We start from the raw sequence: 18,483 nt of genomic DNA, 5'->3' as shown, positions 1-18,483 counted from the left end.
GGCGCCCCTCTCCGTCCGTGGCGTCCGGCCCGCGGTGCCCGGCGACGCGCCCCCGCCGCGCCGCCGTGGCCCTCACAGCCAGCCGGCGAACTCCAGCGTCAGTTCGCCTTCCCTGCGGCGCCCCGCGGTGAGCGCACGGGTCCCCGACTCCACGGCCCGGAACAGCGTCCAGCCGTGCAGCCGGGCCTGGTCCACCTCCAGCGAGTCCGCCAGCTTGCGGATGCGCCGACGCGCGGTCACCGCACCGCCCGGCGAGGCGATCAGGTCCTCGACCCGGTCGCGCACCAGCCGCGCCAGGTCGTAGGCGCGCTCACCGGTCAGCGGCTCCGGGCCGACCGCGAGCCAGGGCGCCCGCCCGCCCGAAAGCACCTTGCTCTGCCGGAAGTTGCCGTGCAGCAGAAAGCTCTCGGTCTCCTGCGCGACGAGTTCCTCGCGTGCCGCCAGCGCCGCGGTGACGAGCGGTGCCAGGGCTTCGTCCCGCGCGGCGGCCGCCCGCATCGGCTCCGCCTGCCGCCCGGTGCGTTCCACCACGGTCTCGAAGGGGTGCCCCGGCGGCGGCCCGACCCACAGCCGGCGCACCGTGCCCGCGGCCTCCAGCAGCGCCTTGGCCTCCGGCAGCGAGCGCAGGGAGACCTCGTGCCCCAGCCGCTCCAGCAGCAGGGCGTCCCCGGGAAGGGCCGCCCGGTCGCCGGGGAGCAGCAGCTCCACCGCGCCCCAGCCGTTCCAGTGGGCGAGCGCGGCCCGCTCCAGGGCCGGACCGGCGGCGGGCGGAGCGATCTTCAGCGCCGCGGGCGTGCCGTCGGGCCGGTGCACCAGGAGCACCAGACTGCTGCGCCCGCCGGGAGCGACCACCCGCTCGGGAAGCACCTCGTGTCCCGGGACGGAGAGCGCCTCGTCGGCCAGGGCGGGGAGCCGGCCCAGCCAGCCGCCCGCCGCCTCCCCGTATGTCTCGCCGAGCGCCCGCACCAGCCGCTCGGGCGGTTCGAAACCCATACGTGCCTTGTTCCCTTTCAGAGCGTGTATCAGTGCGGAGCGCCCGTGGCACCGGCTTCGGCCGTCGTGTCCGCCGGGCCGGCGGCCGCCTTCTCGGCGAGCCCCGGAAAGGCTACGCCCGCGCCGCGCCAGCGCGCCGCGCGCACCGCCGCCTCCCGCAGCGCGGCCGCGGCCTCCCGCCGCAGCGGCCCCTCGGCAGCGCGTACGAGGTCGGAGTACGCGCCCGCCACCCGGTCCTCGATCACGGCGGCGAGCCGCGTCGCGGACGACGGATCGGCCACCGTGAGCGGCAGAGCGTACGCGGCGTGCGCCGCCACCGGGGTACCGCCCAGGTCGCGGACGGTGCGCACCAGCGCGTCCCGCCGGGCCCGGTGCGCGTCGTGGGCCGCGGTCGCGTCGGCACGGCGGCGGCCCTCCAGCCGGCCGCCCAGCGCCCCGTACCCGTACACCGAGGCGTGCTCGGCGGCGAGGGCGGCCTGCGCGGCCTCCAGCGCGGCGGAGTCCTCCTTCCGCGAGGAGCCCCCTCTCGTCCCGGTCGTCCCGTTCATGCCGTGGCCTCCTCGGCCAGTCCGGTCAGCAGATAGGCGTGGACCGCTCCGGCGGCCGCCACCGAGGCCAGCAGCCTGGCCAGTTCGGGCTCGGCCGTCAGCAGGGCCTCGGCGCGTTCGCCGGCCACCCGCCGTTCCTCGGCCGCCAGTTCACGCAGCGCCGCTCCGGCGTCGCCGGCCGGGGCGGCGGACGGGACGGGGGAGGGGGCGGTGGGCTCCGGCCGAGGCGGCGCGTCCGCGGAGAACGCCGCCGCGTGCGCGCGTACGGCCTCCTGGAGCGGGGCGAGACCGGCCGCGGTCGCGGGGTGGTCCGCCGCGACCTGTGCGTAGCGCGCGGCGAGGGCCCGGCTGCTCCGCGCGGCCGACGCGCGCAGCGCGGCGCGCGCGGAAGCGGCCCGCGCCCCGGCGGGGGCCGTCCGGCCGCCGTCGGGGTCCCCGCCGCCGCAGCCGGTCAGTACCGCGCCCAGGGCCAGTGCCCCCGATGCTGTGAGCGCACTCCTGCGCGTCGTCCCCGTGCGCCGCACTTGTCTCCTTCGGCCCGCTTTGCGACAACTTCTGTCCTGAAGTGATCACCGCAGGCGAGCGTACCCGCGCGAGGGCGGGAGGCGGACGGCAACACCCCTGCGGACCGGATACCCTTTGACCTGACACGCGAGGATCCCCACAACAGCACACGCGGCCGAGGAGTCACCCGGATGAGCACCACCCAGAGCGAGAGGCTGCGCGGGCTGCTCGAACCGCTCGTCAGCGCCAAGGAGCTGGATCTCGAGGAGATCGAGGTGTCCCGGGCGGGCCGCCGCCGGGTGCTGCGGATCGTCGTCGACTCCGAGGACGGCGTGGAACTCGACACCTGTGCCGAGCTGAGCCGCGTGATCTCCCAGACCCTCGACGACACCGACGCGATGGGCGAGGACGAGTACGTCCTGGAGGTCAGCTCTCCGGGCGCCGACCGCCCGTTGACCGAGCACCGCCACTACGTACGCGCCACCGGCCGGCTGGCCAGGCTGGGCCTGGCCGACGGCGGCGAGCTGGTGGCCCGCATCCTCGGCGTGGACGACGAGGGCCTCGACCTGGAGGTGCCGGGGGTCAAGGGCCGCAAGCCCACCGCCCGCCGGATCGCCTTCGGCGAGATCGCGAAGGCGCGCGTGGAGATCGAATTCAACCGCAAGGACAAGAAGGAAGAGGAGGCGTAGCCGTGGACATCGATGTGAAGCTTCTGAAGGGCTTGGCGCAGGACAAGGAGATCCCCTTCGAGGTGCTCGTCGGGGCGATCGAGTCGGCCCTCCTCATCGCGTACCACCGCACCGAGGGCAGCCACCGCCGCGCACGCGTCGAGCTGGACGCCAACGGGCACGTCACGGTGTGGGCGAAGGAGGACCCGGCCGACCTCGAGGAGGGCCAGGAGCCCAAGGAGTTCGACGACACCCCGTCCGGCTTCGGCCGCATCGCCGCGACCACCGCCAAGCAGGTCATCCTGCAGCGGCTGCGCGACGCCGAGGACGACCGGACGTTCGGCGAGTACGCCGGCCACGAGGGCGATGTCGTCACCGGTGTCGTCCAGCAGGGCAAGGACCCCAAGAACGTCCTGGTCGACATCGGGAAGCTGGAAGCGATCCTGCCGGTGCAGGAGCAGGTGCCGGGCGAGGAGTACACCCACGGCCTGCGCCTGCGGACGTACGTCGTCCGCGTGGCCAAGGGCGTGCGGGGTCCGTCCGTGACCCTCTCGCGCACCCACCCGAACCTGGTGAAGAAGCTCTTCGCCCTGGAGGTCCCGGAGATCGCCGACGGCTCGGTCGTCATCGAGGCCATCGCCCGCGAGGCCGGCCACCGCACCAAGATCGCGGTCCGCTCCACCCGGACCGGGCTGAACCCCAAGGGCGCCTGCATCGGCCCCATGGGCAGCCGGGTGCGCAACGTCATGGCCGAGCTGCACGGCGAGAAGATCGACATCGTGGACTGGTCCGACGACCCGGCGGAGATGGTCGCCAACGCGCTGTCACCCGCGCGGGTGAGCAAGGTGGAGGTCGTGGACCTCGGCGCGCGTTCCGCACGGGTGACCGTGCCGGACTACCAGCTGTCCCTGGCGATCGGCAAGGAGGGGCAGAACGCCCGCCTCGCGGCCCGCCTCACCGGCTGGCGCATCGACATCCGGCCGGACACCGAGACCGACGCGGAGCGGGAGACCGCCGACCGCGAGCGCGCCGAGCGCGCCCGCGACCGGTCCTAGGGCCTTGCCCGGCCCGGCGCCGGCCCGGAAAACCGGGTTGGCACGGCGGGCCGGGGAGGGTACGAAGGAATAGAACGAGGCGCTCTGTCGCTGAGATCACGACAACATCCGTTCGATTCTTGCCCCAAAGGGGTGAGGTCGGTACGGGGAGGTAGACTTAAACGTGTCTGGCCGGACGCACGCCCGCGCTTGCCCCGAGCGAACCTGTGTGGGATGCCGGGAGCGAGCGGCCAAGAGCGAGCTGCTGCGCACCGTGGTGGACGGGGGAGAGGTTGTTCCCGATCCACGCGGTACGCTGCCCGGCCGGGGTGCATATGTGCACCCCGCCTCTGTCTGTCTCGACCTGGCGGTCCGCCGCCGGGCGTTCCCCCGGGCCTTCAAGGCCAAGGGGCCGTTCGACCCCGCGGCACTGCGGCGGTTCGTCGAGCGGGTGACACCGCAAGAAAAGTGAACGGCACGGGTCCCCGTGCGGTCAGGTACCTCGCGAGTTGGAAGTAGGTCGAGATTGCGATGAGCACTCGATGAGTACGCGATGAGTACGCCCATGAAGTAGCGACGGTCCGGCGGTAACCCGGACCTAAAAGGAGCGAAGTGGCTAAGGTCCGGGTATACGAACTCGCCAAGGAGTTCGGCGTCGAGAGCAAGGTCGTCATGGCCAAGCTCCAAGAACTCGGTGAATTCGTCCGTTCGGCGTCCTCGACGATCGAGGCGCCGGTTGTACGCAAGTTGACTGACGCACTGCAGGGGCCCGGCGGCAACGCCGGCAAGTCCGCTGCGAAGCCCGGGGCGCCCCGCAAGGCCGCCCCCGCGAAGCCCGCCGCGCCCTCCCCGGCCGCGGCGGCACGTCCCGCTGCCCCGAAGCCCGGCGCGCCGGCTCCCAAGCCGGCCCCGCAGGCCCCGGCGAGCAGCACCCCCGCGGCACCGCCCGCGGGTCCCCGTCCGGGCCCCCGGCCCGCACCCCGCCCGGTCAACCCGGTGCCCGCCGCCGAGTTCTCGGCTCCGGCTCCGGCTCCGGCCCCCGCGCAGGAGCGGCCCGCCGCCCCGCGTCCCGCCGGCTCCGCCCCGCGTCCCACCGGCGCGACCCCGGGCCCCCGCCCGGCCCGTCCCGCGCCGGCCGGCGGCCAGCGTGACGGCGGCCAGCGTGGCGGCGACCGTCCGGCACGTCCCCAGGGCCAGGGCGCTCCGCGCCCCGGCGCGCGTCCGGCGGGTCCCCGTCCGGGCAACAACCCCTTCACCTCCGGCGGTTCCACCGGCATGGCGCGCCCCCAGGCGCCCCGTCCCGGCGGTGCCCCGCGCCCCGGCGGCGGTCAGGAGCGCCCCGGCGCCCCGCGTCCGCAGGGCGGTCCGGGCGGAGCCCCGCGGCCTCAGGGCCAGGGCGGCGCCCGTCCGACCCCGGGCGGCATGCCCCGTCCGCAGGCTCCCCGCCCCGGCGGCGGCCCCGCGGGTAACCGTCCGAACCCGGGCATGATGCCGCAGCGTCCCGCCGCGGGTCCGCGTCCGGGCCCCGGCGGCCGTGGCCCCGGTGCGGGCGGCGGTCGTCCCGGCGGTGCCGGCGGCGGTCGTCCCGGCGGCGGCGGCTTCGGCGGCCGCCTCGGTGGCGGCGGTGGCGGCGGCTTCGCCGGCCGTCCCGGTGGTCCCGGCGGCGGTGGCGGCGCGGGCCGTCCCGGCGGTGGCGGCGGCTTCGGCGGCCGTCCCGGCTTCGGCGGACGTCCCGGCGGCCCCGGTGCCCGTGGCGGCACACAGGGCGCGTTCGGCCGTCCCGGCGGCCCCGCGCGCCGTGGACGCAAGTCGAAGCGGCAGAGGCGCCAGGAGTACGAGGCCATGCAGGCCCCGTCGGTGGGCGGCGTCATGCTGCCCCGCGGCAACGGACAGGCCGTCCGCCTGTCCCGCGGTGCCTCGCTGACCGACTTCGCCGAGAAGATCAACGCCAACCCGGCGTCGCTCGTCGCGGTGATGATGAACCTCGGCGAGATGGTCACGGCGACGCAGTCCGTCTCCGACGACACGCTGAAGCTGCTCGCGGACGAGATGAACTACGTCCTCGAGATCGTCAGCCCGGAGGAGGAGGACCGCGAGCTCCTCGAGTCCTTCGACATCGAGTTCGGCGAGGACGAGGGCGGCGACGAGGCCCTCATCCCGCGCCCGCCGGTCGTGACCGTCATGGGTCACGTCGACCACGGCAAGACCCGTCTGCTGGACGCCATCCGCAAGACGAACGTGGTGGCGGGCGAGGCCGGCGGCATCACCCAGCACATCGGTGCCTACCAGGTCTCCTCCGAGGTCAACGGCGAGGACCGGAAGATCACCTTCATCGACACCCCGGGTCACGAGGCGTTCACCGCCATGCGTGCCCGTGGTGCGAAGTCCACCGACATCGCGATCCTCGTGGTGGCGGCGAACGACGGTGTGATGCCCCAGACGATCGAGGCGCTGAACCACGCCAAGGCGGCCGAGGTGCCGATCGTGGTCGCGGTCAACAAGATCGACGTCGAGGGCGCGGACCCGACCAAGGTGCGCGGCCAGCTCACCGAGTTCGGTCTGGTGGCCGAGGAGTACGGCGGCGACACGATGTTCGTCGACATCTCCGCCAAGCAGGGTCTCAACATCGACCAGCTGCTGGAGGCCGTCGTCCTCACCGCCGACGCCTCGCTCGACCTGCGGGCCAACCCGGACCAGGACGCGCAGGGCATCGCGATCGAGTCCCACCTCGACCGCGGCCGCGGTGCGGTCTCGACCGTCCTCGTCCAGCGGGGCACGCTGCGCATCGGTGACACGATGGTGGTCGGCGACGCGTACGGACGTGTCCGCGCGATGCTCGACGACAACGGCAACAACGTCGAGGAAGCGGGTCCCTCGACCCCCGTCCTGGTCCTGGGTCTCACCAACGTCCCGGGTGCCGGCGACAACTTCCTGGTCGTCGACGAGGACCGTACGGCCCGTCAGATCGCCGAGAAGCGGGCCGCCCGCGAGCGCAACGCCAACTTCGCCCGCAAGGGTGTCCGGTTCTCCCTGGAGAACCTGGACGAGGCGCTCAAGGCCGGTCTGGTCCAGGAACTCAACCTCATCATCAAGGGCGACGCGTCCGGTTCGGTGGAGGCCCTCGAGTCCTCGCTGCTCCAGCTCGACGTCGGTGAAGAGGTCGACATCCGGGTCCTGCACCGCGGTGTGGGTGCGGTCACCGAGTCGGACATCGACCTGGCGACCGGCTCCGACGCCATCGTGATCGGCTTCAACGTGCGTGCCGCGGGGCGCGCGCAGCAGATGGCCGAGCGCGAGGGTGTGGACGTCCGGTACTACTCGGTCATCTACCAGGCGATCGAGGAGATCGAGGCGGCCCTCAAGGGCATGCTCAAGCCGGAGTACGAAGAGGTCGAGCTCGGTACGGCGGAGATCCGCGAGATCTTCCGCTCCTCCAAGCTGGGCAACATCGCCGGTGTGCTGGTCCGCTCCGGAGAGGTCAAGCGCAACACCAAGGCGCGCCTGCTGCGCGATGGCAAGGTCATCGCGGAGAACCTCACCATCTCCGGTCTGCGCCGCTTCAAGGACGACGTCACCGAGATCCGCGAAGGCTTCGAGGGCGGTATCAACCTCGGGAACTTCAACGACATCAAGATCGACGACGTCATCGCGACGTACGAGATGCGCGAGAAGCCGCGAGGCTGATCCGCGAGGATGTCCGGGGGGAGACCCCCGGACACTCCTGCGCGGCCGGGGCCGGTCGACGGGTGGTATTTCCGTCGATCGGCCCCGGCCGTTGCGTGTACGGTTCTGCTGATCCCGCCGCGTGGGCGGCGGGGCACGGCAGTACCGGTCCGGGGGCCTCCTCCCGGGCCTCCCGAACCCGAACCGGCGGGACATCCGGACACACATGTATGTGGGGACTCTGTCCTTCGACCTCCTGCTCGGCGACGTACGGTCGCTGAAGGAGAAGCGCTCCGTCGTCCGCCCGATCGTGGCCGATATCCGCCGCACGTTCGCGGTGAGCGTCGCGGAGACGGGTGGCCAGGACCTCTACCGCAGAGCCGAGATCGGCCTTGCCGTGGTCTCCGGGGACACCGGACACCTCACAGACGTACTCGACCGGTGCGAACGCATGATCGCGGGCCGGCCGGAGGTGGAGCTGCTGTCCGTACGGCGGCGGCTGCACAGTGACGAAGACGATTGAGCACGTTCAGATAGGAGAAGGACCAGTGGCCGACAACGCGCGGGCAAAAAAGCTGGCGGACCTCATCCAGGTGGTGGTCGCCGAGAAACTGCAGCGCGGTATCAAGGACCCGCGTCTGGGCACGCATGTGACCATCACGGACACCCGGGTCACCGGAGACCTCCGGGAGGCCACGGTCTTCTACACGGTCTACGGCGACGACGAGGACCGGGCGAGCGCGGCAGCCGGCCTGGAGAGCGCCAAGGGCATCCTGCGCTCGGCGGTCGGCGCGGCGGCGGGGACGAAGTTCACCCCGACCCTGGCCTTCGTGGCGGACGCCCTGCCGGACAACGCGCGTGCGATCGAGGACCTGCTCGACCGGGCCAGGGCCTCCGACGCCAAGGTCCGCGAGGCGTCCTCGGGCGCCACGTACGCCGGCGGCGCCGACCCGTACCGCAAGCCCGAGGACGAGTCCGACGAGAACGACGAGGGCTCACCTTCCGCATGACACAGCAGAACAGGACGCCGGACGGCTTGGTCATCGTCGACAAGCCGTCCGGCTTCACCTCGCACGACGTGGTGGCCAAGATGCGGGGGATCGCCCGCACCCGCCGGGTCGGCCACGCAGGCACGCTGGACCCCATGGCGACCGGTGTGCTGGTGCTCGGTGTCGAGCGGGCCACCAAGCTGCTCGGCCATCTCGCCCTGACCGAGAAGGAGTACCTCGGTACGATCCGGCTCGGCCAGAACACCGTCACCGACGACGCGGAGGGCGAGATCACCTCGTCCGCCGACGCCTCGGCGGTGACCCGTGAGGGCATCGACGCCGGGGTCGCGGCGCTGACCGGGGCGATCATGCAGGTGCCCTCCAAGGTCAGCGCCATCAAGATCGACGGCAAACGGTCGTACGCGCGGGTGCGCGGCGGTGAGGAGTTCGAGATCCCGGCCCGTCCGGTGACCGTCTCCTCCTTCCGCGTCTACGACGTGCGCGAGGCGGTCGCGGAGGACGGCACCCCCGTCCTCGACCTGGTCGTCTCGGTCGTCTGCTCCTCGGGCACGTACATCCGCGCCCTGGCCCGCGACCTCGGTGCCGGGCTCGGCGTCGGCGGCCACCTGACCGCGCTGCGGCGCACCCGGGTGGGGCCGTACGGGATCGACGCGGCCCGGACCCTGGACCAGCACCAGGAGGAGCTGACCGTCATGCCGGTCGCCGAGGCGGCCGCGTCCGCGTTCCCCCGCTGGGACGTGGACGAGAAGCGGGCCAGGCTGCTGCTCAACGGCGTACGGCTGGACATGCCGGCCTACCCGCCGGGGCCGGTGGGGGTCTTCGGGCCGGACGGGGCGTTCCTGGTGCTCGTCGAGGAGCAGAAGGGCAAGGCCAGGAGCCTCGCCGTCTTCGCCTGACCGGGACCGGCCCATCGGGCCTGTCGTGGAGCGGGCGGTTCCCCCGGTGCCCGCTCCACGATTCCCCTCCCTCGCTCATCTCTGTCCAGCCGGGCCATGGGATTCACCCCAATGGGTGGGCGCTCGGAGTGACGGAGGGGGGCGTGGGGGGCGCTTTCGCCTCCGGCGTTTCCCGTGCCCGCCGACCGGGATCTACCGTCGGGACCATGGGCAGCGGGGACCGGGCGGAACTGGTGAGAATCTGCGATCAGGCGGGCCGGCCGCGGGGGACCGGATTCGTCGCGGACGACCGCGGCACGGTCGTCACCAGCCATCAGGCCGTCGATCCGGCCGTGCCGCTGGTGCTGCACGGCCCGGACGGCAGGACCCACGCCCTGGACCCGGACGACGTCACCGCGCTGCCCGGCCTGGGCCTCGCCCTGCTGCGCACCGGCGGGCCCGGGGTGCTGGGCGTGGAACCTCTCCCCGTCGCCGTACGCGAGCGGATCGAGGCGGGCGCCTACGTGAGCATCGCCGCCCACGGCCGGCGCCAGGCGCGGGTGCTGGGCACCACCCCGGCCGTCTACGAGGAGGGCGGGCGCCGCCATCCGCTCGGGGAGGCCCTGGAGCTGGCACTCGGCACCGACGGGCGGGACGCGCTGCGATCGGGCGGGGCGGCCGTCGGCGGCCCCGTGACCGACCCCCGCACGGGAGCCGTCCTCGGCGTCCTGAGCACCCGGCTGACGGCCGGGCACGAGGCGGCCGGGCTGGCCGTGCTGCTGGGTGCGGGGCACACCGGGCCCCGGGAGGACGGGCCGCTGGCCGCACTGCTGCGGCGCAACGCGAGCACCGTCCCCGCCTACGGCGGCGACCTGAATCTCGCGGGAGCCCTCCAGCTGACCGCGACGACCCTCGGCCACACCGGCCACAGCAGTCCGCCGCAGGCTCCGGAAGCCGTCGAACGCCCGGACGTCGCAGCGGAGTTCGCCGCCTTCGAGCGTGGCGAGGGGATCGTGCTCGGACTCGTGGGCGCGCCCGGTACCGGCCGGACCACCGAGCTGGCCGCATGGGCCGCCCGAAGGGCCCGCGGCCCGGTACCCGCCCTGACGCTCTGGCTGCGCGGTGCCGACCTGCTGGCCGACGACACCTCGGTCGCCGACGCCCTGGCCCGCGCCCTCGGCCGGTCCGGACGGATCGTCACCGCCGCCGGGGGCCGGGGGGACATGGCGGAGGCCACCCCCGAGCGAGTGGCGCGCCTGGCCGCCGCGGCCGGTGAGGCGCTGCTCGTCGTCGTGGACGGCCCCGGGGAGATGCCGCCACTGCTCGCCCACCGGCTCCCCGGATGGACCCGGGAGACCGTGGAGTGGCTGCGCGGGCACGGGGCGCGGATGGTGGTGGCCTGCCGTCCGGAGCACTGGGAGACGGCCGGCGCGCTGTACCCCGGGAGCGTGCTGCACCGCCCGGGGAACCCCGCCCGCGGTCTGCCCGCGGCGGTCCGGCTGGGCGACTTCACCGCGGACCAGGCCCGGCAGGCCATGGAGCGGTACGCCGTCCCGCCGGACGCGATCGCCCCCGGCCACGGCCGGCACCCGCTCACCCTGCGCCTGCTCGCCGAGGTGCGGGAGGCGCTGCCCCCCGACGCGCCGGGGCGGCCCGGGAGGGAGGAGGTCTTCGCGGCCCGCCTGGACCTCGCCTGCGTCCGGATCGCCGTACGCATCGGGGCCGAGTCCGACCCCGGGCCGCGGGGCACCGCCGTGCGCAGGCTCGCCGCGCGGGTCGCGGGCCGGGTCCACGAGGCGGCCCGGCGCTGTCTGGGCCCCGGACAGGGCGAGCTGGACCGGGCCGCCTTCGAGGAGCTGTTCCCCTGGCGCACCGGATGGGCGCCGGCGGTCCTCACGGAGGGGCTGCTGGCACCCGCCGGCGCGGGGTACCGCTTCGCCCACGAGGAGCTGGGGGACTGGGTGCAGGGCGCCCACCTCGACCTGGACGCCGCGCTGCACTCCCTGGTCCACCGCTGGCACACACCGGACCCGCTCCCCGGGGAGCAGGAGCCGCCGGACGGTGACGGGGACGGCCCGGCCGGGGAGCCGCGGCCGCGCAGCCTGCCCGTGCCCCGTCACCGTATCGGCCCGGTGGTCCAGGCCATGCTCGTGCTGGAGCGCCGCCGGGGGAGCGGGGCGCTGGCCCACCGCATGGCCGACCTGATCGAGGCGATGGACCGCCTCCCGCGCGGCGACGGCGGCCGGGCCGACGGGGACGGCGAGGACCCCGTGGCCGCCCGGCGGGCCGACGCGGCGTGGTGGGCGGCCCGGCTGCTCCGCGAGAGCCTGCTGAGGGTGGCGGACGCACGGCCCTACTCCGGGGTGCTGCGGGTGCTCACCGGGCGGATCGTCCGCCGGACCGGGAGCGGGCTTTGCGCCGGAGGGCCGGGCGGGAGCGGGCTTTGCGCCGGAGGGCCGGGCCCCTCCTCCCCCTACGAGGACTTCGGGCCGTGGTTCTGGCGGCGGCTGAGGCTGCCGGAGAGCACCCGGATCGACCTGCTGCGGCGGCTCGTCCCCGCGGACGGCGCCCCGCCCGGAGAGGCGCCCCCGCCCGGAGAGGCGCCCCCGCCCGGCGGCACGGCCGTGCCGGGGACGGCGTACGGCCCACGGGCCGCCGGACACGGCCGGGGGGCCACGGCACGGGAGGCCGGGGGCGAGCGCTACCTGGACGCCGTGGACCGCCGCCTCGCGGCCCACCCGCGCACGGTGCAGATCCTGCTCTGCCGCTGGTTCACCGACGAGACCCCGCTGGCGGCCGGCGGGGCCCCGCCGGACACCGGGGAGGACACACCCCTGCGGCCCACCGTGGCCGCCGCCGCCCAGGCACTGCTGTACGCCCGCCGCGACCTGGCCGTCGACGACCTGACCGAGGCGCTCGTGGACACCGACCACCCGCGCGCCGCCGAACTGCTGGCCGCCCTCGCCGAGGACGAGCCGTCCGCGCTCTGCCGGGCCGTGTCCCGCTGGGCACACGACGAGAAGAACCCCGGGCGGTGGGCCGCCGCGGCCGTCCACGCCCCGCTCCTGTCGCCCGTCGGTCCGGACGGGGACCGCGCCCTGCTGCGTGAGGCCGCGTCCGTCCTGCTGGCCCGCCCCGGGCGGCCCGAGCTGCACGCCTCCGCGCTCACCGTCCTCGTACGGGATCCGCAGACCCGGCGCAGCTGTCTGCCGCAGGCGCTGCGGGCCTTCGCCGCGGGGGACCCGGGGCTGCCGGTGTCCCTGCTGGCCGAGGTGTTCCCCGAGTACCCCGGAGCGGTGCTCGCGGCCCTGGGCGCCCGGCTCTCCCTGCCCGGCGACCCGGCCGCCGGTGTGCTGCGGGACCTGGCCCGGCTGGACGCCCCGGCCCTGGCCCTGCATGCCCCCGCGCTCGTGCGGCAGTACATCGACAGCCATCCCGGGGAGGCCGCGCGGGCCGCCGTGTACGTGGAGCTCCGGCTGGAGCACAGCCCCGCCGCCCGGGCCCTGCTGCTGCCGCTGGTGAACGGCCTGCTGCGGGGGCGGCCCGTCCCGCCGGCCGTGCGGGCCGCGCTGGCGGGTGTGCTCGCGGCCCCGGGCAGCGCCGCGTCGAGACCGGTGCGGGCCGAGCTGCTGGAGGTCCTGCTGGACTTCGAGCAGGACACCGGCGGCGACCCGGAGGCGTTGGAGGCGTTGCTGAGGGCGGCGGCGGCCGGCTCCGGACGCCGCCCCGAGGCCCGGACCCGGGCCCTGGTGCACCGCACCGGGATGCTGCTCGTACGGACGACGGAGGGCGCCGCCCGCTTCGACCGGGTGCTCGTCGAACTCGCCCGGGAGGTCCCCGGCTTCCACCGGCTGGTGACCGGCTGGCTCGCCGACGCCCCTCAGGAATGGGCGGCCGTGGTGGGCCCCGGGGCCCGGCGGACGATGGAGGCGGCGCAGGGCTCACCGGCCGTGATGACGGTGCCGATGCAGGCCGCGGGACGTGAGCATGGCAGTCTTAGACCTGCGTAACGGTCATACACACGTACACGGGTTCGGGCGAGGAGCGGTCTACAGTGCAGTGCTGGCGCGGCTTGGAGGACATCCCCGATGACTGGGGACGCAGCGTCGTCACCATCGGCTCCTACGACGGTGTCCACCGCGGTCATCAGCTGATCATCGGCCGGGCGGTGGAGCGGGCACGCGAGCTCGGCATCCCGGCCGTCGTCGTCACCTTCGACCCGCACCCCAGCGAGGTCGTCCGCCCGGGCACCCACCCGCCGCTGCTCGCCCCGCACCAGCGCCGTGTCGAACTGATGGCGGAGCTCGGCGTCGACGCGGTGCTCATCCTGCCCTTCACCACCGGGTTCTCCCGGCTGGCCCCCGACGACTTCATCGTCAAGGTGCTCGTCGACAAGCTGCACGCCCGGCTCGTCATCGAGGGCCCCAACTTCCGGTTCGGGCACCGCGCGGCCGGGAACGTCACGCTGCTCGCGGAGACCGGCACCACCTACGACTACGAGGTCGAGGTCATCGACCTCCAGGTCAGCGGCAGGGCCGGGGACGGCGAACCGTTCTCCTCCACCCTCACCCGCCGGCTGGTCGCCGAGGGCGACGTGGAGGGCGCCGCCGAGATCCTCGGCCGCCCGCACCGCGTCGAGGGCACCGTGGTGCGGGGGGCGCAGCGCGGACGTGAACTCGGCTTCCCGACGGCGAACGTGGCGACCCTCCCGCACACCGCGATCCCTGCCGACGGCGTCTACGCGGGCTGGCTGACGGCCGGCGGCGAGGTCATGCCCGCCGCGATCTCGGTCGGTACCAACCCGCAGTTCGACGGCACCGAGCGGACGGTCGAGGCCTACGCCATCGACCGCGTCGGCCTCGACCTCTACGGGATGTACGTGGCGGTGGACTTCCTCGCCTACGTCCGCGGCATGCTGAAGTTCGACTCCGTCGACGACCTGCTCGTGGCGATGGCGGCCGATGTGGAGCGGTGCCGTGAGCTGACCGGGGCACACGGGAACGACCGGGCCTGAGAACGGCCCGGAACCGGGAGCACCGGCCCGGGCCGCTCCCGTCACGGAGCGGCCGGCACCTCGGCCTGGGGTAGGGCCGCCGCCCAGTGGCAGGCGACCTGGGTCCGGTTCCCGCCCTCCAGGACCGGCAGCTCCTTCGTCCGGCAGTCGTCCGCGACCCCCGCCCGCCCGGCCTCACCCGAGGCCAGGATCTGGCAGCGGACGTGGAAGCGGCAGCCGGACGGCACCTTCGACGGGTCCGGCGGCTCGCCCGTCAGGACCACGGGTTCGCCCTCCGCCTCCGGCAGCACCGACAGCAGCGCCCGGGTGTAGGGGTGCCGGGGCGCCGTCAGGATCTGCTCCACGTCGCCCGTCTCCACGATCCGCCCCAGATACATCACCGCCACCCGGTCCGCGATGTTCCACGCCAGCCCCAGGTCGTGCGTGACGACCAGGGCCGACAGCCCCAGCTCCTCGCGCAGCCGCAGCAGCAGGGCCAGGATCTCGCCCCGCACCGACGCGTCCAGCGAGGCCACCGGCTCGTCGGCGACGATCAGTTCCGGCTCCAGGACCAGGGCACCGGCGATCACGACCCGCTGGCGCTGCCCGCCGGACAGCTCGTGCGGGTACCGCAGGAGGAATCGTTCCGGCGGGCGCAGCCCGGCCCGTGCCAGCGCACCCGACACCGCCTCCCCCTCGTCACCGGTGTACCCGTGGATGCGCAGCCCCTCGGCGACCGCGTCGTACACGGTGTGGCGCGGGTTGAGCGAGCCGCTGGGGTCCTGGAGCACCAGCTGGACCCGCTTGCGGTACGCCTTCAGCGCCCGGCCCGAGTAGTCCAGCGGCTCCCCGCCGAAGGCCACCCGGCCGCCGGTGGGCGCCACCAGCCCCAGCAGTGAACGGGCCAGCGTGGTCTTGCCGCAGCCGGACTCGCCGACCAGGGCGACGATCTCACCCGGCATGATGTCCAGGTCCACCCCGTCGACGGCCCGCGCGGTGGCCGCGCCGCGGCGGCCGGGGAACGCGACCTCCAGCCCCTGCGCGCTGAGCAGCGGGGCCGCCGGGGCGTCCCGGGCCCCGGGAGCGGACGGGGACGGGGGAGCGATGGTCATGACGTACTCCTCGCTGTGTCGGCGCCGCCCCTGAGATCCGGGGCCCGGAGAAGGCCCGGGGCCGCGGAGGGCCCGGGCTCCACCCGTACGCAGGCGGCCCTGCGGTCCGGTCCGGCGTCCCGCAGCTCCTGCTCCTGGCCGGCGCAGGAGTCCAGCGCCACTGGGCAGCGCGGATGGAACGTGCAGCCGGACGGGAGCGCCGCCGGGTCCGGCGGGTCGCCCGGGAGGCCGCGCGGAGCGTGCCGGGAGGAGAGGTCGCCGATCCTGGGGAAGGCGGCCGACAGCGCCTGGCCGTAGGGGTGGCGGGCGTTCTCGTACACCTGCTTCGCGGGGCCCTCCTCGACGACCCGGCCCGCGTACATCACCGCGAGGCGGTCACAGGTGTCGGAGAGCACCGCCAGGTCATGGCTGATCATGATCAGGCCGAGGTCCTGGTCGGCGACGAGCTGCTCGATCAGGCGCAGGATCTGGGCCTGGATCATCACGTCCAGGGCGGTCGTCGGTTCGTCCGCGATGATCAGACGCGGGTCGCAGGCCAGCGCCATGGCGATCATCACGCGCTGGCGCTGCCCGCCCGACAGCTCGTGCGGATAGGAGCCGGCGCGCGCCGCGGGCAGCCCCACCTGCTCCAGCAGTTCGCCGGCGCGTCTTCCGGCCGCTCCCGGGGTGGACCCGCCGTGCAGCAGGATCGGTTCGGCGATCTGGTCACCGATCCGGTGCACCGCGTTCAGCGAGTGCATCGCGCCCTGGAAGACGATCGACGCCCCCGCCCAGCGCACCGCGCGCAGCCGCCCCCACCTCATGGTGAGGACGTCCTCACCGTCCAGCAGGATCTCGCCGGTCAGGGTCGCGGACGAGGGCAGCAGCCGCAGCAGCGCCAGCGCCAGCGTCGACTTCCCGCAGCCGGACTCCCCGGCGATCCCCAGCTTGCGGCCCGCGTCGACCCGCAGGTCCACCCCGCGTACGGCGGGCACCGCGAAGGCCCCCGAGCCGTAGGTGACCCTGAGGTCGCGTACCTCCAGCAGCGGCCTGCCGGTCTCCGGCCTCGGCGCGCTCTCCTGTTTCACAGCGGTCAACGGGACACCCCCAGCTTGGGGTTGAGCACGGTCTCGACAGTACGGCCGCACAGCGTGAACGCGAGGGCGACGACCGCGATGGCGAGACCGGGCGGAGCGAGGTACCACCAGTTGCCGGAGCTGACGGCCCCGGCCTCACGGGCGTCCTGGAGCAGCCCGCCCCAGGAGACGATCGTCGGATCGCCGAGCCCGAGGAAGGCGAGGGTCGCCTCGGTGAGGATGGCGGTGGAGATCACCAGGGTCGTCTGGGCGAGCACCAGCGGCATCACATTGGGCAGTACATGACGGGACATGATGTGGCCGTGCCCGCCGCCGAGCGCCCGGGAGCGCTCGATGTAGGGCCGTGCCTCCACGGACAGGGTCTGCGCCCGCACCAGGCGCGCGGTCGTCGGCCAGGTCGTGACGCCGATCGCCAGGACCGTCGTCCAGAGGGACCGGGACAGCACGGTGGCCAGCGCGATCGCCAGGACCAGGGTCGGCATCACCAGGAACCAGTCGGTGATCCGCATGACGACGTTGCCGTACCAGCCCTTGAAGTGGCCGGCGGTGACGCCCACCAGGGTGCCGATGGCCACCGAGAGGAACGCCGCGAGCAGCCCGACGGTCAGGGAGACCCGGGTGCCCCACACCAGCAGGGCCAGCAGACTGCGGCCGAACTGGTCGGTGCCGAGCGGGAAGTCCGCGCTCGGTGCCTCCAGCGGGCCGCCCGGCGCCGAGGTGACGCTCTGCGAGTCGGCCCCCACCAGCCACGGCGCGAAGAGCGCCGCCAGGGCGATCAGGGCGAGGACGACCAGGCCGGCGACCCCGGCCCGGTGGCTGCGGTACTGCCGCCAGAAACGTGCCGCCGCCTGCCGTCTGCGCGCCCGGGCGAGGGCGCGGGGGCTCGCGGCGGGAACCGCGTCGGTCGAGGTCGTCATCGGCCCACCCGGGGATCGAGGAGCGGATAGATCACATCGGCGAGCGTGTTCATCAGGATCACCGAGGCGGCGAAGACGAAGAACAGCGCCTGCACCAGCGGCAGGTCGGGCACGCTCAGCGCCTGGTAGAACAGGCCGCCGAGGCCCGGCCAGGAGAACACCGTCTCCACCAGGATCGCGCCCGCCACCGTGTTGCCCAGGTTCACGAAGAGCAGGGTGACGGTCGGCAGCATCGCGTTCGGGACGGCGTGGCGGCGGCGGACCAGGTCGTCGCGGAGCCCCTTGGCACGCGCCGTCGTCAGGTAGTCGCTGCCCATCTCGTCGAGCAGCGAGGAACGCATCACCAGCAGGGTGCGGGCGTACTCGACGGCGACGAGGGTGACCACGGGCAGCACCAGGTGGTGGGCCACGTCCACGACGTGGGCGAATCCGGTCTGGCCACCGGACTCCATGCCGCCGGTCGGGAAGAGGCCGGGGATCGGGCCCACGCCCACCGACAGGGTGATGATCAGGAGGAGGCCGAGCCAGAACGACGGCACCGAATACAGCGTCAGGGCGAAGGCGGTGTGGAAGCGGTCACCGGCAGAACCGTTACGCCACGCGGACCGGGAGCCCAGCCAGACACCGATCACGGTATAGATCACGAAGGCGGTGCCGGTGAGCAGCAGAGTGGCCGGGAGCGCCTCGGTGATCTTGTCCATGACCGGGGCGCGGAACTGGTACGACGTGCCGAAATCCCCGGTCAGGGCCTTGCCGCAGTACTGCGTGAACTGCTGCCACAGCGGCAGGTCCAGGCCGAACTCGCGGCGCATCGCGGCGATCTGCCCGGACGACACCTGCCGGCCGCCGGTCATCTGCTTGACCGGGTCGCCGGGGATCAGCCGGAAGAGGAAGAAGCTGGTGACGAGCACGGCGAACAGCGAGACGGCCGCACCGGCCAGCTTGCCCGCCGCGTAACGGAGGTAGGCGGTCGTGCCGCGGGCGCGGGAACCGCGGGCCGACGGCCCGGCCGGAGCCGGACCGCCGGTCTGCGCGGTGTCCACACCCGGCGCGCCTGTCAGGAGCGCGGGAGTGCTGTCTGAGCTCATGG

16 protein-coding genes are annotated in these 18,483 nt (G+C 74.3%); 9 read left to right on the top strand and 7 right to left on the bottom strand.

Annotated elements, in window-relative coordinates:
- Positions 1-72 precede the first annotated feature (72 nt).
- The 3 genes from CP967_RS08080 to CP967_RS08070 are packed head-to-tail and all read right to left on the bottom strand — an operon-like array spanning position 73 to position 2,065.
- A complete protein-coding gene (locus CP967_RS08080; RefSeq protein WP_150487303.1) occupies positions 73-993 on the bottom strand; it encodes an aminoglycoside phosphotransferase family protein in 921 nt (306 codons plus the stop codon).
- A 29-nt stretch (positions 994-1,022) separates the two neighbouring features.
- Positions 1,023-1,541, bottom strand: a complete 519-nt coding sequence (locus CP967_RS08075; RefSeq protein WP_150487302.1) for a DUF4439 domain-containing protein — start codon at positions 1,539-1,541, stop codon at positions 1,023-1,025.
- Complete coding sequence (locus CP967_RS08070; RefSeq protein ID WP_150487301.1) at positions 1,538-2,065, bottom strand: hypothetical protein; 528 nt, start codon at positions 2,063-2,065, stop codon at positions 1,538-1,540. The genes CP967_RS08075 and CP967_RS08070 overlap by 4 nt, the downstream gene beginning before the upstream one ends.
- Before the next feature lie 171 nt (positions 2,066-2,236).
- Between CP967_RS08070 and rimP the strand changes: the two genes are divergently transcribed.
- The 9 genes from rimP to CP967_RS08025 all read left to right on the top strand — a co-directional run bounded on the left by rimP (position 2,237) and on the right by CP967_RS08025 (position 14,309).
- Positions 2,237-2,734 carry a ribosome maturation factor RimP gene (gene rimP, locus CP967_RS08065; RefSeq protein ID WP_150487300.1) on the top strand — a complete coding sequence of 166 codons (498 nt, stop codon included), beginning with the start codon at positions 2,237-2,239 and terminating at the stop codon, positions 2,732-2,734.
- 2 nt (positions 2,735-2,736) lie between these two features.
- Positions 2,737-3,768 (top strand): transcription termination factor NusA, encoded by a 1,032-nt coding sequence (gene nusA, locus CP967_RS08060; protein WP_150487299.1) that lies wholly within the window; start codon positions 2,737-2,739, stop codon positions 3,766-3,768.
- Positions 3,769-3,931: 163 nt separating this feature from the next.
- Complete coding sequence (locus CP967_RS08055; RefSeq protein WP_150487298.1) at positions 3,932-4,219, top strand: YlxR family protein; 288 nt, start codon at positions 3,932-3,934, stop codon at positions 4,217-4,219.
- Positions 4,220-4,359: 140 nt separating this feature from the next.
- The gene (gene infB / locus CP967_RS08050) at positions 4,360-7,431 is read left to right on the top strand and encodes a translation initiation factor IF-2 (RefSeq protein ID WP_150487297.1); all 3,072 of its coding nucleotides are present in this window, start codon (positions 4,360-4,362) and stop codon (positions 7,429-7,431) included.
- Positions 7,432-7,636: 205 nt separating this feature from the next.
- On the top strand, positions 7,637-7,933 hold the full coding sequence (locus CP967_RS08045; RefSeq protein WP_150487296.1) for a DUF503 domain-containing protein: 297 nt from the start codon (positions 7,637-7,639) through the stop codon (positions 7,931-7,933).
- Positions 7,934-7,958: 25 nt separating this feature from the next.
- Positions 7,959-8,420, top strand: coding sequence for a 30S ribosome-binding factor RbfA (gene rbfA, locus CP967_RS08040; RefSeq protein WP_150487295.1), 462 nt, complete (start codon positions 7,959-7,961; stop codon positions 8,418-8,420).
- The gene (truB, locus tag CP967_RS08035) at positions 8,417-9,316 is read left to right on the top strand and encodes a tRNA pseudouridine(55) synthase TruB (RefSeq protein ID WP_150487294.1); all 900 of its coding nucleotides are present in this window, start codon (positions 8,417-8,419) and stop codon (positions 9,314-9,316) included. Before rbfA ends, truB begins: the two co-directional genes overlap by 4 nt.
- A 206-nt stretch (positions 9,317-9,522) precedes the next feature.
- Positions 9,523-13,305 carry a trypsin-like peptidase domain-containing protein gene (locus CP967_RS08030; protein WP_150487293.1) on the top strand — a complete coding sequence of 1,261 codons (3,783 nt, stop codon included), beginning with the start codon at positions 9,523-9,525 and terminating at the stop codon, positions 13,303-13,305.
- A gap of 44 nt (positions 13,306-13,349) precedes the next feature.
- Complete coding sequence (locus CP967_RS08025) at positions 13,350-14,309, top strand: bifunctional riboflavin kinase/FAD synthetase (protein WP_150487292.1); 960 nt, start codon at positions 13,350-13,352, stop codon at positions 14,307-14,309.
- Positions 14,310-14,350: 41 nt separating this feature from the next.
- On the opposite strand, the gene CP967_RS08020 is transcribed toward CP967_RS08025, so the two are convergent.
- The 4 genes from CP967_RS08020 to CP967_RS08005 are packed head-to-tail and all read right to left on the bottom strand — an operon-like array spanning position 14,351 to position 18,481.
- The gene (locus CP967_RS08020) at positions 14,351-15,400 is read right to left on the bottom strand and encodes an oligopeptide/dipeptide ABC transporter ATP-binding protein (RefSeq protein ID WP_150487291.1); all 1,050 of its coding nucleotides are present in this window, start codon (positions 15,398-15,400) and stop codon (positions 14,351-14,353) included.
- Positions 15,397-16,476, bottom strand: a complete 1,080-nt coding sequence (locus CP967_RS08015; protein WP_150487290.1) for an ABC transporter ATP-binding protein — start codon at positions 16,474-16,476, stop codon at positions 15,397-15,399. Before CP967_RS08015 ends, CP967_RS08020 begins: the two co-directional genes overlap by 4 nt.
- The gene (locus CP967_RS08010) at positions 16,473-17,393 is read right to left on the bottom strand and encodes an ABC transporter permease (protein WP_150487289.1); all 921 of its coding nucleotides are present in this window, start codon (positions 17,391-17,393) and stop codon (positions 16,473-16,475) included. The genes CP967_RS08015 and CP967_RS08010 overlap by 4 nt, the downstream gene beginning before the upstream one ends.
- Positions 17,390-18,481: an ABC transporter permease gene (locus CP967_RS08005; RefSeq protein WP_150487288.1), complete on the bottom strand. Its 1,092-nt coding sequence runs from the start codon at positions 18,479-18,481 to the stop codon at positions 17,390-17,392. Before CP967_RS08005 ends, CP967_RS08010 begins: the two co-directional genes overlap by 4 nt.
- Positions 18,482-18,483 lie beyond the last annotated feature (2 nt).

The organism is Streptomyces nitrosporeus, from assembly GCF_008704555.1.
Classification (GTDB): domain Bacteria; phylum Actinomycetota; class Actinomycetes; order Streptomycetales; family Streptomycetaceae; genus Streptomyces; species Streptomyces nitrosporeus.
The sequence above is the reverse complement of the archived record's forward strand: the minus strand, read 5'-3'. Positions and strand labels throughout refer to the sequence as shown.

Coding starts and splice junctions, on each gene's coding strand:
- CP967_RS08045 (WP_150487296.1), top strand. CDS start 7,637: ATGTATGTGGGGACTCTGTCCTTCGACCTCCTGCTCGGCGACGTACGG.
- CP967_RS08010 (WP_150487289.1), bottom strand. CDS start 17,393: ATGACGACCTCGACCGACGCGGTTCCCGCCGCGAGCCCCCGCGCCCTC.
- rimP (WP_150487300.1), top strand. CDS start 2,237: ATGAGCACCACCCAGAGCGAGAGGCTGCGCGGGCTGCTCGAACCGCTC.
- CP967_RS08075 (WP_150487302.1), bottom strand. CDS start 1,541: ATGAACGGGACGACCGGGACGAGAGGGGGCTCCTCGCGGAAGGAGGAC.
- truB (WP_150487294.1), top strand. CDS start 8,417: ATGACACAGCAGAACAGGACGCCGGACGGCTTGGTCATCGTCGACAAG.
- CP967_RS08005 (WP_150487288.1), bottom strand. CDS start 18,481: ATGAGCTCAGACAGCACTCCCGCGCTCCTGACAGGCGCGCCGGGTGTG.
- CP967_RS08080 (WP_150487303.1), bottom strand. CDS start 993: ATGGGTTTCGAACCGCCCGAGCGGCTGGTGCGGGCGCTCGGCGAGACA.
- CP967_RS08020 (WP_150487291.1), bottom strand. CDS start 15,400: ATGACCATCGCTCCCCCGTCCCCGTCCGCTCCCGGGGCCCGGGACGCC.
- CP967_RS08030 (WP_150487293.1), top strand. CDS start 9,523: ATGGGCAGCGGGGACCGGGCGGAACTGGTGAGAATCTGCGATCAGGCG.